The sequence below is a fragment of the Chryseobacterium kimseyorum genome, assembly GCF_025971945.1.
Classification (GTDB): Bacteria; Bacteroidota; Bacteroidia; order Flavobacteriales; family Weeksellaceae; genus Chryseobacterium; species Chryseobacterium kimseyorum.
In genome coordinates, this window is the sequence record NZ_JAPDHW010000030.1 from 1 (window position 1) to 16495 (window position 16495).

Here is a 16495-nt window from a genome sequence, read left to right on the forward strand (position 1 = left end):
ATCTAATATGATTGAGAGAACATTATTAACTTTAAAAATGCAAAAGAAAAAAATGGATTAAAAATAACACTTAACTAAAAGTTCTAATGCAGTATCAAATTATTATAATCGAAGTATCATTCTGATTGTCGTTCAATTTTTTGTAAGGCATCGATAAATAATGCAGCTGAAGCATCCCAACTTTTTTCACCTGAAAAATAAATGTTTTCAATATTTTCTGCCATCCTTTCTATCAATTCTTTATCATTATGAAGTTCCAAAATTGCTTGATATATTGCTTCAGAGCTTCTAGGTTTTATTATTAAACCAGTTTTATTATGTTCCACCATTTCAGGAAGCCCACCTACATCTGTAGCGATAACCGGTTTTTTAAATGCATAGGCAGACATTATAACACCGCTTTGTGTAGCATCTGTGTACGGACAGACAACCACTGACGACTCACTGATAAGCTGAGCCAAATTTCCGGGGCTTATATAGGTGTTAATAATCTTAATTCTGGGATATTTTTTATATTCATTGATATCAAAATCAAAGTCGCCACTTCCGGCGATCGTCAGTGTTAAGTTTTCGTAATTACTTTCTGCTAATATTTTCAAAAATGCATCTAATAAATATTTAATGCCTTTATATGGCGATATTCGTCCGAAAAAAAGAATATTAAAATTATCTGTCTGCACCGTTTCTCTAATTTTAAAACATGTTAGATAGTCGTAGACACTTAAAAAAGAAGAACTTACATTCTGAGCACATTCTTTATAATATTCTATAAAATCATTCCGTTGGCTCTCGTTGAGCAAAATTTTATTTTTGATGAGTTTAAAATGAATTTTTCTTAGAAAACTGTCAATCACAAAATCTTCCCCAGAATGTAGAAATGGATCATGAACAATCATCAACATTTTTTTCCTATATGCTAAAGTTGATAGAAAGTAAGTCAGCATATAGTTGTCGATAATAATAAAATCCGGATTTATTTTTTTTATATATTGATGTACTCTGTACGAATTGTAAAGTTTTTTAAAAATATTAGCATTCCGAGTTCCCTTCACAACATATGTTTTTTCTAATGCCAACAAATCCCGGAATAATTGCAGCTCGTTAACTTCTGTACCTTCAGATATCGTTTTATTAAGTTGATCCTTATTTAAAAAATTATAAATTTCATATAAAGCTTCCGTAAAAAAATAAACATCACATTTTTTCTTAAGCGCATTGACAATGGATACATTAGCATCGAGGGCGAATGTTGATAAAAAAACAATTTTCATTGTGCAAATATTGTTACTTTTTTGGATTAATAATTTTATCTAAGTGTTTATTTGCAATATAATAGGCTTTTCCGATTGACGGATTACTCCATAATATATTTTCATATTTCCTCGTAATAATGAAATTAGTTTTATAAATTCTAAAAATCCCAAAGACCAATAAAACGCATGCAAAAACCATTTTCGCCCACCTTTCAAATGACGCATAGAGATAAGGAAACAGAATCCAGTAAGAAACTGCAAATAGCGTAGTAATTCTGTCGATCAAAACAGAAAATTCTGATAAAAGCAGATAGGTAGATGTGGATAAAAACAATAAATTGAAGAAAATATTGACTATCCCTTCATCATCGACATATTCAACTATTTTTTTATAATAATTGTAGATTAATACAAAAATTGCAATTTTCTCCAAATAACCGACAGTGATACCATAACCACTGCTGTATGTGCTATCTTGAGAGTACCCCTCTGCCATTAATTCATAAACACCTCCCAGTAAGCTGCCTAATGCAGTAACAAGAGGTGTAACAAAGCGTACTTGACCCAAATACAAAACATTTCCTACAATGAAAACTCCCCAAACAAATGCTGGATGCAACCTTCTGTGAAGGAAAAAATAAAGAGGAAAATAAAAAATTGCAGAAGAATGAAATAATAGCCCAATACAATTACAGAGAAAGTATTTATATGGATTTCTTTCTTTAAGAAACTGCAAAGAATAAATAAAGATAAATATCGCTTTTGAATTTCTTAATAGGTTGATTTCAATAATTAATCCTGAAAAAATGCAAAACATTATAAATCCCAGAACATATTGAGGTGAATATTTTTTAAAAAAGTAATTTAAGAAAAGAACATCGATTAATGTAGAAACAATCTGCAGCAAAAAATAATTAGGTGAAATACTTTTTAAAATAACTAAAAGCACTTTAAATCCAGGTTCAATTTTTAAAATAAAATCATCTGCATTTACCGAGAAAAAGTTCGTAAGAGCTCGGGTATCCGTTATTACTGGAGTAGATTCATAGAGAGGATAATAGAGCATAAAATCAGTATCTAAGTATCCTCTAAAACCAAAAAAAATAAAAAAAACAGCCATGCAGACATAACGTACCACTTTAATATCTGCGTCTTGCTTTCTCAATTTATTTTCCCAAAGAAACAGGATGAAAAATATCAGAAAAAACACAATATATGGTAATGAGTAGATATAGCTGAAAGTAGGTTCCATATATTAAACTGTTTTTGATCTGCTTTTTTTCACCGCAAGAATAATAGCATAAACAATATGTTGCAGATTCAATTTAAATAATTTTCTTTTTTGAAAAAAATATATACAATCTCTAAAAAATTTTTTTTCACGTATTCCGTTGTAGGCAATTGTTTCTATCCTTTTTGTTAAAAAAAAATTGGACTGTTCTTTTTTTATACAATCATAAAAATATGTATCAATTTTATTGATAGGTATAGAAGACTCTATAAAGTTTTTATACCACTTTTCTTCTTCATCAATTGCTTGCAATTTTAAATCCGCAGATTCTGAATTTGAAATTGAAATATCTGATTCTCTATAACAGAAAACAGGCTTCTGCGTATGAATTATACCACTTTTTCCCGCTGCCTGGAAAGAAGTTATATCATCTGATGCCCACGCTAATGGAAGTTTATAAAATCCGTTATTATCATCAAGAAATTTTTTTTTGTAAACAAAGTCTGAAATAAATTGCTCTCTCAGATTGTTCATTCTATGCCAAATATTCTCATAGACCGATTCCCATTCAGGCCATGAAGGGCTCAGTCTTTTAACCTCAGACTTATCATCAATAATAAATGATCTGCAGTGATAAACATTCTGATCAGGATAGCTTTTAATAAGGTTAAAAAATGTGGAAAGGTAATCTGTAGTCATTTCATCATCATCACCCATTAAGATAAAATAATCTCCCGAGGCATATGAGAGACAGATATTCCAATTATCTACAACATTTTTGGCACCACAATTTTTTTCGTTTTTGAAATATTTAATGCGGTGGTCATCAAACAGCTTTATGATAGTCTCTAAATCTTCCGGCGAATTGTCATTCACAATAATCAGCTCAAAATCACTGTAATCCTGCTTGATAATACTATCAATACACGAATACAGAAACTTTTTTTTATACGCTGGAATTGCAACACTAAACTTCATCATTAGTAATTTAAAAGACTTTTGTTAACGGTCAACGCACTACTTCATAATTTATTGACTAATAATCAAAACTTTATTCATGTGTTAATGATACGACAAACCTTGAATAATGAGAAATCTTTATTTTTTATCAAATATCTGCCACCACTTTTTTTCATCTGCATGGTAACCGTAGCCAAACTTATTTCCGTAGCCAAAATTAGATTCTTTTACTCCATTCAAGATTATGCCTACATTTTTAAGTTTTTTGTCATCAACAGCATTATTCAGGAAGTCTATATAACTTTTCTCCGTCACCTCAGATCTTGTAACGTAAACAATGACATCACTTTTATCTGCAATCAGGAACGAATCTGTGACTAACATAAGAGGTGCTGTATCCAAAACAATATATTTATATTTATTTAGACCTTTCACCATTTCTAAAAGCTCATCTAATTTACCATTTTGTAAAAGATCAGTTGGATTTGGAGGTATAGCTCCTGAGTAAATAAATTCACAATTTTCGTTATAACCGCTTGGATGAATAATATCCTGTAATGCTAAGTTTTCGCCTCCTAAAAATTCACTTAATCCTTTAGCTAATTTCATTGAAGGATTGTACCTCTGCAGTTGAGGATTTCTTACGTCTGCTCCTATGATTAATACCTTGTCACGCGCTGACGCCAAAATAATTGATAAGTTGGTTGAAATAAAAGTTTTCCCTTCTCCTTTTACAGACGAAGTAACCAATATCGTGTAGGGAGCTTCTTTAGCCGGCAATAAAAATTTCAGATTAGTAACGAATATTCTGAATGCTTCAGCCATAGGAGTAACATCGTTAAATGACACCAATGCATTGCTTTTACTTTTCAATTTAGGAATTTCAGCTAATACAGGTATTTTGGTTATCCTGTCGAAGTCTGAACGAGTTACAACCGCAGTCTGCATAAGCTGTCTTATGTAGATTACTAAAAATGGAATTAACAGTCCTAAAAAAAGAAATATACCTAATATAACTAACTTTCTGGGAGCTACCGGCTTTTTATAAACAAATGCTTTATCAATGACTCTTGCTTTCTCAGCTGTAATTTCCATGCTGATTGCTGCTTCTTCTCTTTTTTGGAGAAGTAACAGATAAAGACCTTCTTTGATTTGTTGCTGTCTTTCAATCCCTCTGAAAAGTTTCTCGTAGGTCGGGATTTTCCCAATCATATTTTCGGCAGTTCCCAGCTGATTTTCGATGCTCCTTTGCGTGATTTCTAAAGATGTCACGTTCTTTTGTAAAGTCTCAGATAAGGAAGTTTTCATCTCTTCAATACGTCTTGTAAGATCACTTACAAGTGGGTTGTCTGGAGTCGCATCCTGAAGATATTTATTTCGTTGAATGACAAGCATATTGTATTCCTGGATTGCCTGTGATGCCGCCTCACTTCCTAAACCAATATTTAATGGTAAAACCTGGTCTCCTGTTTTTTTATTCAGCGTGTTCTGAAGAATCCTGTTCAGTTCAATCTGCGTTCCCAGCTGCATGATTTCAACTCTGCTTCTTTCTTTCATCTGAATACTCAGTCTTGTATCTGTACCTAAATCAGTAATTTCATTACTTGTTTTAAATCCTTCTTTCTGAGTCTCCACATCTCCTAATTCCTGAGATATAATTGTTATTCTTTTATCTATAAAATCTTTGGTTCTTTTAGACTCAATGTTTTTGTCATTAACGGCATAAATATTATACTGTCTTACCAGACTGTTTAGAAAATCCTTGGCTTTTTCCTTGTTTTCAAAATTCACTGCAAGTGTAATGATGGTACCATCTTTATCCAACAAATCAACCATAAGATTCTCCTGAAAATAATTTACTGTCGAGTCAAAATCGACATAGTCAAAAAATAAATCAGACATGTCCACCTTTTTCGGAGCCTTAAAATCAGGATTTTTACTAATCATGATTAAAGCAAATGGCAGATTAATGGTTTTGTCAAAAGTTGTTGTAATATCTTTCTTCCATTCTTCAGATGACAATATTAACTTATCTCCTTTCGAAAGTACAGAAATAGATTTTTTAGGTAAATCAACATCTTTTTTTTCCTGAATAACGCGAATAATATATGGATTTGTTGTTCCGTAAAGCTCTATATTATTAAATGTCTGCTTTGCATATACTGATGCTTGAAAGTTATGATCCTTAATTGCGTCTTCAACAATTGTTTTTGATTCAAAAACACCTATTTCATTTTCGATACTGTTTGTGCCCATACCGCTCAGCCCACTTAATCCCTGAAGCATACCCATATCACCGCCAGCTGCCATCGACATTTTCTTTGCATCTTTAATAAATACGGAAGTTTGAGCTCTAAACACCGGGGATTTTGTTTTGATATAGCAAATTGCCAAAATACCCATCAATATAAACATCCCTACGAAATACTTCCAATTTCTTACATACGGTGTTATAAGTTCTTTAATATTAATTTCTTTATTACGTTTGTTATCCATTTTCTTGGATTGTATTGAAAAATTTAGATTTTTTTTAAATAATTTTAAACTTTGCAAATATATTTATAATTTACAAATTGGAAGCATTAATATCATAAGTATTATAGTGAATCTTGATAATTAAGTTATCACAGCAGGACCTTTTGTTATTAGTTTTTATTCTGCATCAAATAATTGTAAATATGCCAGACAGTTAGAATTTTCATCAGAAAAAAAAGAGCTAACCCTTGAAGATAATCCCAGTAAATTATTCTTCTGCATTAACTTAATTATTCGACTTCTTTGTCATTAAATAATTGTTATAATTTTTTTACAGTTATGTCTATATAGAGATGATTTCCCAATCAGTCACAAACAATTTATGAATGTGGTACTACAGGATAAGAATTTAGATATTTACCTTTAGTGAAAAATGACCGTAGTGGTCTGACCATATAGAAAAGGTATTTTTACAGAAAAATTAGTTAAATTTATAAGTCAGCATCAAGCCGCCTCTTGTTGGAATGACTTCTCCGCTTTTATTCCAATTGCTTGCTTTGTCATAACGCTGATCATTATCTTTGAAATACCCTTTATAGATAGACTGACTCGTTCCAATTCCTGCATAGACATCCAAACCCAATCTTTCAGTGACGGTAAAATGATACCCACCGCTAACTCCAATAATCAAAGCCAATCCTTTCTGATATCTTTCCGTTAAACGTACGGTGCCGTCGCCTGACAATTGTGGGTGATCTTCATCATCCAAAACAGGTTCTGCTTTCAGGTAATTCCATTTCTGAAGATTATAGGCAGCAATGCTTCCATAGGCACCCACGTACCAGCCTTTCATCACTTCTTTAAAGTAATATCTGCCTTCCAATGTCCCCATGTAGATCTGAAGGTTTTTGCCTCCAAAAGATTTCCATGGAGATATAAATCCTTCAGCCTGTAAAGAAAATTTACTGTTTAAAGATTTCTCGACTGCAAGATTGATCATCCCCAACGGAAGAAACAGAGCATTTGCTTTTATTTCGGTTTGCGCATGTATTTTTAGGAAGAAAGAGGTAGCTGTAATAAACGTCATTTTAGAAAACAACTGCATGGTATACTTCATATAATTTGAATAACTTTATTTACTTAAAACCGAGAATGTCTTAAGCAAAATCTGTGCATCTTTTCTAAAAGAGAGCTGATGATAGTAATTTAAATTCATTTTTATCTTTTTCGGGAACAGAATTTCATCATTATACTTCAGAGAATCGCTTTGTTGACTTAAAATATCTTCTTCATTCCGAAACATAATTCCGGCTTCACTCGTCAGACCTGGTTTCAACTGCAGAACCAATCGGTCTTCACCCTGTAATCGGTCGTAGTATCCCGGAATATCGGGACGCGGACCCACCAAAGACATATCTCCTTTCAAGACATTAAAAAGCTGGGGAAGCTCATCTAATTTTGTTTTTCTCAGCCAGATTCCCACCTTCGATTTGGTTAATGTTTTAGAATGATAAGTTCTGAATTTATAGATCACAAATATATCTCCATTTATACCAATTCTCTGCTGTTTAAAAATACCTGAAAAACCTGTATCTACTGATGCTACGATTAATAAAACCAAAAATACAGGAAGTAAAACAATAACTGCTACGAAACTTAATCCGTAGTCCATCAATGCTTTCCACCATGGATATTTTTTCATTTGTGAATTCTAAAGCTGCAAAGATAAGGAAAGATGCCGTTTCTTAAATTGAAGTTTTTATAATAATCACCTTATTGTAATATAAAACAGATTTATTTATAGAATCGTAAAAATGCCAATTGAAAGTATGATTAAAAACAGATAATAACGTATAACTTTAATTCGTACAAATTAATTATTATTTTCAGTATTTTGAAACAAAAGACGAGCTTTTATACTATCCTGACAATAATACTCTTATATAAAATAAAAATAAATACAATCTCAAATTTGAACCAATGAATCTAAAACAACACCATAATTTATTTTTTCATGACATTACTTTTTCAGAACTTATTGCTTGACATTGCCGCTTCATCTATTGTATAAAATACGATACTTGTAAGAAACTTGTTGCCAATTATATAATTTTTCTATTATTTCAGGATATGCAAATTTGATAATTATCTTAAACCACTGTTTTTATCTTGTAGTAAGAAAACGATTTTTGAAATAAAAAACTCAGCAAACAAAAACATAAAAATGACATTTTTCCTATATAATTTTAATGACGACACTGGCATTAAGATGGACTTTGTGTGGAAATCACAAGTTAATTACGCAAAATCTTCGCATCATTTATCATTAATTCTGAAGATTATTAACCGTGATTAGTTTTTCTAATTTTCCTACTAGGATGCTGAGGATTTCATCCATTACTGCTAACTCATTATTTTCAAATCGGTGTGAGCGGTCTGTATACTTTAGAAACGAATTTGTCAACCTGAAAAATTCAGTAGAAATTTTCTCAAAAAGAAATTCAATTTTTTCTAAAGACGGATCGGCATAGAGGCATAAATTCCAAGTATCCTCCATTTTGTTGAAATTTGGGAAATAATTGTACAGTGAACAGTATAAGTAAACCCGCAGAATTCTCATTAATGCATGAGAGAACAGGAGTAAAAATAATTCGTCATTTTCTTCATCTGCCTTTTCCCGAAGAATAAAATACCGCTTTACCGTTTTTATCATTCTGTCGTAATATATACATAAATCTCCTTGCTCATCTGAAGACAGATATTCCCAATGTATCAGAGGATGATACTGATGTGATGCATACACCCTATTCTCCTCTGTCATAATCTTGTGCATAAATTCCTGAGACTGAAAAAGTCGATCTTGTATAGAAAACCGGCGATGTCCCAGAATAATAACATTCACTTTGCCTCGTAATTTATCTCGAATGGATTGCTGTGTATCATATAGTGCGCTATCTCCCAATCCTTCACCGACTACCAGCACATAGTAATATGTTAGCTTTTCCGTTCCGTTTTGCGGATAGTTTTCTTTTTTATGAAACATGAAAATTTCTTCAGGAGCCAGTCTTTCCACTATAGCTGCAACTACTTTTTCCAATTCGGCATCAAGCAGAACAGCAGTATCTTCAAAAGCATTGACGGAATATTTTGTTTTTTTGAAAGTTATCATTTTGCCGAGTTCCGAAAAACGTTCGGCTACCATTTTGTATAACTGTTCCTCTGCAGCTTTAACCACGTCAAAAGATTCTGAACTTATAAAAGATTCGTCACATTCTGCTGCCGCTTTTAGCGACTCCTCTATTTTGCCTATAAGGTAAAAGGAATGCTCGTCTTTCATTACGAATACTTTCTGAAGCTCGGGAATATAGCGAATCAAATGTTTCAGCCTAAGATGGATGTTTTTTCCAAAAGAAATCCATCCTGTGAAAAGGTTTTCCAAATATTCAATATTATGCTCAAACAGGGTAAGATAGTTTTGAAAAGCACTAGCATACATATGACTGGCGCGAAATTTTTTAGCTTCGGTCAAGAGTATATCATGGTCATGGTAAAATTTTCCCTTAAAAATATTGAGTTTTTTCTTAAAATCTTTCTTGGCACTATAAGTTTCCAACAGTTGATCCACATTTTCTCCCTTCCAAAATATTTCTGATGGATCAGCATAGTATTGGTAAAAAGGGTTGCCGTGTTTAAGCTGATATTGCGCCTTGCGATAATCAGATATATATATACGTACTTTATGTTTTTCTGCTGCCTTTCCTATCCACGGTCTTTTGCGGAGCGTTTCTGCGTCCTTACACTCTTCCAGCAAGATAAATACCTCACTATAGTCCGAATTTTCATTTTTGAACAAATGAAGCTGAAGCACCGAGAATTCATGGATAGTCTGTGAGATCTGATTTCTGATGACTTCATTCTGTAAAGGAATGTCCATTTTGTTTTTTGTTTCCATTGTGATGTATTTTAGATGTTACAACACAAATTTCATTAAGAAAGAGAAGGTATTCAAGTATGAAAACGGATATTATATTCTTGATTTTGAATATTTTATTCTTATGTTGAATCATTTGTTCAGTTACGAGAAAATAATTATATCAGCCTATACTTCAAAAGATTCAGTAAGGAATTTTGGTTTATCTATAATTTTGATGTTTGATTCTCGATCTAATTATATAATGCAAAAAATACTCGAATTGGAAGAGTTTACAGAATTTATAAATAACTTATTTATCATTTCAATTCATTTTCAATAATGGACTCTTCAGCGTCGAATTTTCGTGTAACATATGCAAGGTATAAAACCATGAACGGATTCGCAGATGCGTACGGAGCAAGCATTTCCAAAAAAGTGTTTAGAAACTAACTCTATTTAATTTCTCATTATTAAGTATTTACATAATCGAAAGGTGTCGATCACATCCAAGGGATTCTTTTATTTCGCATTCCCCAAAAATTCAACTTCGAAATTAGTTTCTTTTTTTGCCATATTGATCACTATTTCATGTCGTACCAAGTAAAGAAGTTATGAAAAGATATTAATTCTGAAATCGAATTATATAGTCACTGCATTAGGATTTTTACCTTATATTTTTTAACTTTACTATTCGTTAATTTTAACACAATGACTGTAGCTGTACAGCTTGGGAAATAAAGACCTATGGAACAAAAAATACATCAGGGACGCAACGTCAAACGCTTCAGAGAAATGCTGGGCATTAAGCAGGAGGCCTTGGCTTTCGATTTAGGAGAAGAGTGGAACCAGAAGAAAATATCTTTGCTTGAACAAAAGGATGTGATAGAAGATCCATTGCTTCAAAAGATATCAGAAGTCTTGAAAATTCCTGTGGAAGCTTTTCAGAATTTTGATGAAGAACAGGCTGTGAATGTAATTGCCAACACATATTCTTTCCAAGATTTTAAAGATAATGCAGTGGCTTCCGGATTTAGCTATCAACCATCTTTTAATCCTTTAGATAAGATGGTTGAACTATATGAACGTATGCTTCAACAGCAAAAAGAAATGATTGATAAACTTGAAAAGCTAATACAAGATAAATAAACAAATCCTGAGCTTACTCTCAGGATTTGTTCTTTACATTTTATATTGACTGTAAAATTATTTGGTTTTCAAGATTTTTTTTAAGAAAAGAACTTTGTAATTACCTCTTCAATTCTTGATCTGTCAGCATCTGACAAATTTGATCCCGATGGCAAACACAAACCATCATCAAATAATTTTTCTGCGACATTTGTTCCATAATATGGAGCGCTTGCAAAAACTGGCTGCAGATGCATTGGTTTCCAAAGTGGTCTTGATTCTATATTATCTTCAAGAAAAGCCAATCTTAGATCTTCACGAGCTTTACCCGTCTTTTTCCCATCTACCACAATTGCGGACAACCAGTGATTAGAGTAAAAATCTTCTGTAGGTTCACAAAAAACATCTACCCCGTCGATATATTTAAAAATTTCTACGTAGAAGTCATGCATTTTTCTGCGAGCTTCTACTCTATCTGCCAATATTTCCATTTGACCGCGACCAATCCCGGCCACGATGTTACTCATGCGGTAATTATAGCCAATCTGTGAATGCTGATAATGAGGTGCATTGTCTCTTGCCTGTGTAGACAAAAATACAGCCTGATCTTTATCTTCCTGAGTATGACAAACCAAAGCACCTCCGCCGGAAGTGGTAATAATTTTGTTTCCGTTAAAAGATAAAACCCCGAAACGACCGAAAGTTCCGCAAGCTCTGCTTTTGTAGGTTGATCCTAAAGCTTCTGCCGCATCTTCAATTACCGGAATTTCATATTTATTAGCGATAGCAGTAATTTCATCCATTTTTGCAGGCATACCATACAAGTGAACGACAATAATTGCTTTAGGTTTTTTACCTTTTGAAATTCTATCCTGAATTGCTTCTTCCAAAGCTACCGGACACATATTCCAGGAATCTTTTTCGGAATCAATGAAAACTGGATTTGCGCCGCAGTAAGCAATTGGATTGGCAGATGCGGAGAATGTCATTGACTGACAGATTACTTCGTCACCATATACTACTCCACATTGAATCAAAGCTAAATGCAATGCTGCTGTACCTGCAGAAAGAGCTCCCACTTTGACATTCGCATTCAAAAACTCTTCGATATCTTTTTCAAAACCATCTACATTAGGACCTAATGGTGCCACCCAGTTTGCATCAAATGCTTCTTGTACGTATTTTTGTTCGGTTCCGCCCATATGTGGGGAAGAGAGCCAGATTTTATCTTGCATAGCTATTTGTTTATCGTGTTTTTTGATTTATAATAATTTAGACAAATTGACGGATACGTTGATAATTCCATTTTTGAAATTACTTTCTGAATATCAAAAATAAATGATTTCAATTCTACAGTATTTTTTTCTGTGTCAACAATAAGATAATTGGCTACGTCCAGAAGTGCTCTGTTTTGTCCTAAACTTCCCGTATTATACAAGTTTTTACCATTGTTGACTCTGTGAAATTGCTGATGAGAATGACCAACTATTGTATTATCTTCAAAATTTAAGTTTTCGATATTTGTATCTTTAAAAATATATAATCCTTCAATAGAATGTGTTATTTTAAAATTCCCAATAGAATGATTTTTTTCAAATTTAGAGATAGTAGGTATAAATTTATCGTCAAATTGAGGAATGCAGAAATCAAAAAATGATTTTGCTACTTCGTTGGAACCCGGATAGTACTTTTCAAGATAATATTCTTCATGATTACCTTTTAAAAAAACTCCATTTTCCTGTTGAGATAAAAACTCTAAACATTCATTCGTCCATGGTCCATAATTTACTATATCACCATGACATACAAACTGATCGTAAGAATCTTTTTCAATTTTAAAAAGTTTTTCTAATGCAATTAAATTTCCATGCACATCACCAAAAACAAGAACCCTCATCAATCAATCATTTTTTTTACGCCATACTTGAGATCCATAAATGTCGCGGTCTTAATAATCTTTTCAAGTTTGCTGACATCAATTTGAGATCTATTTTCTACAAAGTCCGGGTCTTCGTGATTTTCTATTTCAATATTTTCATCAATACAATCTTTTATTATATTAGCTAAGTCTAAAATTGAAGTTTCCTTTGCAGATGCGCCATTAATAATTCCTTCTAAATTATTATTTAATGCAGAAAAAATAATAGCAGAGGCATCATCAACGTGCAGAAAATCAGCTGTTACCTTTGAGGCATTTTTTAAACTAATTTTTTTGTTTTTCCTCGCCTGATCAATAATATTACAGATTACACCGCTCCAACTCATACTTTCGCCGTAAAGAGCTGAAAAACGTATCTGAGACAAGCTGATATTTTTAGATTGTGCAAAAGTGTTAAACAAAAGTTCCTGGGTTAACTTTGAACTAGAATATAATACATGATTTCCTGTCGGATAAGTAGCATTTTCTTCAGATAAATTTAAAGGCCATGGTTTATCAACTACCACTAATGTAGAACAATTTATTATCTTTTTCATGGAATCTTGAGTATTGATCCATTTACAAATATTTTGAGTTCCTAAAATATTTGTTTTAAATATTTTTTCTAAATATTCGTTATCCAGAAAATTTCCTCCAGGTAAGATAGTCGCACAATTTACAACAGCGTCAAAAAAATTAAGTGGCAGTTGCGCAAATTGATTGATATCACTAATATCCAAATTATAGCTTGATTTTGGATCAGAACGAGAAACGGTATAAAACTCAACTTCTTTCTTTTCCAGTAAGTTACATAGTGAAGTTCCTAAAAAACCATTTCCACCAAATATTAATACTTTCATAACTAGTCATTAATAAGCGTGAAATTATGAAAAATAGCTGTAGGTTGGTCTAAATATTTCTCATCATTTAACTTACTAAATTCTTGTTCACTGATAAATAAATCTGACCAAGTTCTTAAAACTACACCATTTTTCAGTTGTGGCATTTGAATTTTTTCATTATAAAGATAATACTTTAGTAATGCTTCTACTTCATTAAATCCAAAGAAATGACGTAGGGGTGTTGTTCCACTAAATCGCCCATTGATTTCGAAAATAACCGGTTTACCGTCAGAAATTCTGAATTGAAAATTAACCGGACCGTCAGGATTTAATTTCTCTGCTATTGGTATGATAAATTTATCATATTCTGAGGTTTTATCATCTCTGTACGCTCTATAGGTATTACCATCGCGCAAATCTCTTTTTAAGGTTACAATAGCAACACATTCGCCCTCTATTACAACACAACCACAGGTAAATTCTCCTTCATTTTCAGGTAAAAATTGCTGTACAACCAAATTTGAATTAGGATCGTAAATCTCCATCAGTTCATCATGGCTTTCTATTTTTTTTATTCCTAATGATCGAGCTCCGTCAAATGGCTTTGCAAATAAGGGGAAACCCAATTTTTCTGCAATTCCTTCTAATTTATTCTTATCATTTGCCATTACTGACAAAGGAAACGGGAATTCATTCTTTTGCAAAAACTCAGCAGTAAGAAATTTATCATTCGCTATATTAATCACCTCCTCATCACTTACAATTATTTTACAGTTGTAATTCTCTAAAAATTCTTTTTTATATTTTGCGAGAATTGGTAATTCTACATCTGTTCCTACAAGTAATGCATCAATTTTGTGTTCGTCTACAATTTTTTTTATCGCATCTATATACGTTGCATCACTTACCTTTGGAATTGTAATGGCGTAATCTCCTAACCAATGTCCTGTCGAGCGAGGATCGGGATCTGCTGTGAAAATTTTCTTATCGAAATCTGAAACTTGTAAAAGCCTTAATATTCCTTGACCTAAAAGTGCTCCAGCTCCTGTTACTAAAATATTTTTTTTCATTTTGATTATTATATTATTATTTTTGATCAAGTTTGTCAAATCGAGGCATTGTTGCATGACCGTCGGCAGTAATTCCGTCAGGAAATATTATTTTTTTTATCGTTAGAAATATTATTTTTATATCAATTAGAAAAGATATATTATTTACATACCAAACATCATATTCAAATTTCTGTTCCCAACTTATTGCATTCCTTCCATTTACTTGAGCCCAACCCGTTATTCCAGATTTTACATTATGTCTTTGTTTTTGAAACCCCGTGTAAAATGGAAGATAATCTGGTAACAATGGTCGTGGTCCAACAATTGACATATCCCCTATTAATACATTTAGTAGTTGTGGAATTTCATCTAAAGAAGTTTTTCGCACGAAAGATCCAATTGCAGTCAATCTATCAGCATCAGGAAGCAGAACTCCTTTTGCATCCTTCTTATCATTCATTGTTTTAAACTTTATTATTTTAAAAATTTTCTCTTTCAATCCTGGTCGTGACTGAAAAAAGAATGGTTTACCATTATTCGAAAAATACAAACAGATTGTTACTATTATAAAGATAGGGCTCAGCACTAATAATCCTAATAATGCCAAAATAAAATCTAATAATCTTTTTAAAAAATTTTTATACATTTTACTATTTAAATTTAAGTAAATTAAGTATCGCAAAAATCAGAAATTTTTTATTATCTCGCATTAAACGAGTGTTATATTTCCAGATAATCTTATTTCTTTGGAAATAGTTTCCTAAAAATCGAGAATAAATTCTAAACTCTTCGGAATCAGGATTAAGAAGTTTAATATTGTAGTTGGCATGTTTCTGATAATATCCTTCTAAGACTTGCGTTGACTTTTCCTTAATTGTAGAAAATGATAATTGATTTAAATGACCATGTACATTGCTGTCATGCAATCTATATTGAATATATGAATTACCATCGATTACAACTTTAAAATTTCTTGATCGAGCAAAAAAATACACAAGCCAATCATGGGAAAATCCATGCCAGTCTGCCAATTCTATGTTATCTAAAAAAGTTTTTAACTCTATTGCAAACTTTTTTGTGAAAACATAAGTACATCCGGCACTTCCACCTTCAAACAAATAATCAAATTTTTTTTGCGGAAAATCCTTCTTCAAAACACTGTAAGTTTTTTTAGATGTATCCCACTTCGTTAAATTGGAACAATATAAGTATGAGGAAGTTTTTTCTAGTAAATCAGTTGCAGCAACCATTTTTGTAGGTAACCAAACATCATCTTGATCTGAAAAAGCAACATAGTCAAAATCTTCTTTAAAGTTTAGTTGGCTTATTGCTTTCAAAAAATTTTTAGCAGCAGAACCTCTACCTGGAACATTTTGGTGAATAGATATATTATTATTCTCTTCAAGGTTTTTAAGAATTTCTTTAGTGTTATCTTTACTTCCATCGTCATAGATTTTTATATTGATGTGGACATCTTCCTGATTTAGAATAGTATCAATTTGCTCTATTAAAAAACGTTCGCCATTGTAAGTGGCTAAAATCACCATTATTTTTTTCATTACTAAAGAATATTAATATTTGGATGGTTAGCGATGTAAGAATATATAAAATAAATTACTGCAATTAATGACAAAGAATTATAAAACTTCATTTTTCCAAGCTTCGTCATAGATGGAGCGAAAAGCAGAAACATTATAAGATATATAGAATATCTGAAAGCCATTAC

General features: G+C 32.0%; 14 protein-coding genes. 1 reads left to right on the forward strand and 13 read right to left on the reverse strand.

Annotated features, from left to right (window positions below):
* Positions 1-116 precede the first annotated feature (116 nt).
* From OMO38_RS19875 to OMO38_RS19905, 7 genes are all read right to left on the reverse strand, one after another.
* Positions 117-1271 (reverse strand): glycosyltransferase family 4 protein, encoded by a 1155-nt coding sequence (locus OMO38_RS19875; RefSeq protein ID WP_264751923.1) that lies wholly within the window; start codon positions 1269-1271, stop codon positions 117-119.
* 13 nt (positions 1272-1284) lie between these two features.
* Positions 1285-2373 (reverse strand): EpsG family protein, encoded by a 1089-nt coding sequence (locus OMO38_RS19880; protein ID WP_264751924.1) that lies wholly within the window; start codon positions 2371-2373, stop codon positions 1285-1287.
* A gap of 135 nt (positions 2374-2508) precedes the next feature.
* Positions 2509-3465, reverse strand: a complete 957-nt coding sequence (locus OMO38_RS19885) for a glycosyltransferase family 2 protein (protein ID WP_319804260.1) — start codon at positions 3463-3465, stop codon at positions 2509-2511.
* Between the two features lie 117 nt (positions 3466-3582).
* Positions 3583-5940 (reverse strand): GumC family protein, encoded by a 2358-nt coding sequence (locus OMO38_RS19890; protein ID WP_264751925.1) that lies wholly within the window; start codon positions 5938-5940, stop codon positions 3583-3585.
* Positions 5941-6400: 460 nt separating this feature from the next.
* Positions 6401-7006, reverse strand: coding sequence for a DUF3575 domain-containing protein (locus tag OMO38_RS19895; RefSeq protein WP_264751926.1), 606 nt, complete (start codon positions 7004-7006; stop codon positions 6401-6403).
* 45 nt (positions 7007-7051) lie between these two features.
* The gene (locus tag OMO38_RS19900) at positions 7052-7621 is read right to left on the reverse strand and encodes a sugar transferase (protein ID WP_264751927.1); all 570 of its coding nucleotides are present in this window, start codon (positions 7619-7621) and stop codon (positions 7052-7054) included.
* A 624-nt stretch (positions 7622-8245) separates the two neighbouring features.
* Positions 8246-9871: a hypothetical protein gene (locus tag OMO38_RS19905; RefSeq protein WP_264751928.1), complete on the reverse strand. Its 1626-nt coding sequence runs from the start codon at positions 9869-9871 to the stop codon at positions 8246-8248.
* A gap of 705 nt (positions 9872-10576) precedes the next feature.
* Here OMO38_RS19905 and OMO38_RS19910 point away from each other — a divergent pair.
* Positions 10577-10978: a helix-turn-helix domain-containing protein gene (locus OMO38_RS19910; protein ID WP_264751929.1), complete on the forward strand. Its 402-nt coding sequence runs from the start codon at positions 10577-10579 to the stop codon at positions 10976-10978.
* Between the two features lie 80 nt (positions 10979-11058).
* Here the strand turns inward: OMO38_RS19910 and OMO38_RS19915 are convergent, their stop codons facing one another.
* Genes OMO38_RS19915 through OMO38_RS19940 form a run of 6 tightly spaced genes read right to left on the reverse strand, consistent with a single transcriptional unit; the run spans position 11059 to position 16328 of the window.
* Entirely contained in the window at positions 11059-12192 is a 1134-nt protein-coding gene (locus OMO38_RS19915) for an aminotransferase class I/II-fold pyridoxal phosphate-dependent enzyme (protein WP_264751930.1), read from the reverse strand.
* Positions 12193-12194: 2 nt separating this feature from the next.
* Positions 12195-12854, reverse strand: coding sequence for a metallophosphoesterase family protein (locus tag OMO38_RS19920; RefSeq protein WP_264751931.1), 660 nt, complete (start codon positions 12852-12854; stop codon positions 12195-12197).
* On the reverse strand, positions 12854-13735 hold the full coding sequence (locus OMO38_RS19925) for an NAD-dependent epimerase/dehydratase family protein (RefSeq protein ID WP_264751932.1): 882 nt from the start codon (positions 13733-13735) through the stop codon (positions 12854-12856). The genes OMO38_RS19920 and OMO38_RS19925 overlap by 1 nt, the downstream gene beginning before the upstream one ends.
* A gap of 2 nt (positions 13736-13737) precedes the next feature.
* Positions 13738-14787, reverse strand: coding sequence for an ATP-grasp domain-containing protein (locus OMO38_RS19930; RefSeq protein WP_264751933.1), 1050 nt, complete (start codon positions 14785-14787; stop codon positions 13738-13740).
* Positions 14788-14803: 16 nt separating this feature from the next.
* Complete coding sequence (locus OMO38_RS19935) at positions 14804-15415, reverse strand: sugar transferase (RefSeq protein ID WP_264751934.1); 612 nt, start codon at positions 15413-15415, stop codon at positions 14804-14806.
* 4 nt (positions 15416-15419) lie between these two features.
* Positions 15420-16328 carry a glycosyltransferase gene (locus OMO38_RS19940; RefSeq protein WP_264751935.1) on the reverse strand — a complete coding sequence of 303 codons (909 nt, stop codon included), beginning with the start codon at positions 16326-16328 and terminating at the stop codon, positions 15420-15422.
* Between the last annotated feature and the right edge of the window lie 167 nt (positions 16329-16495).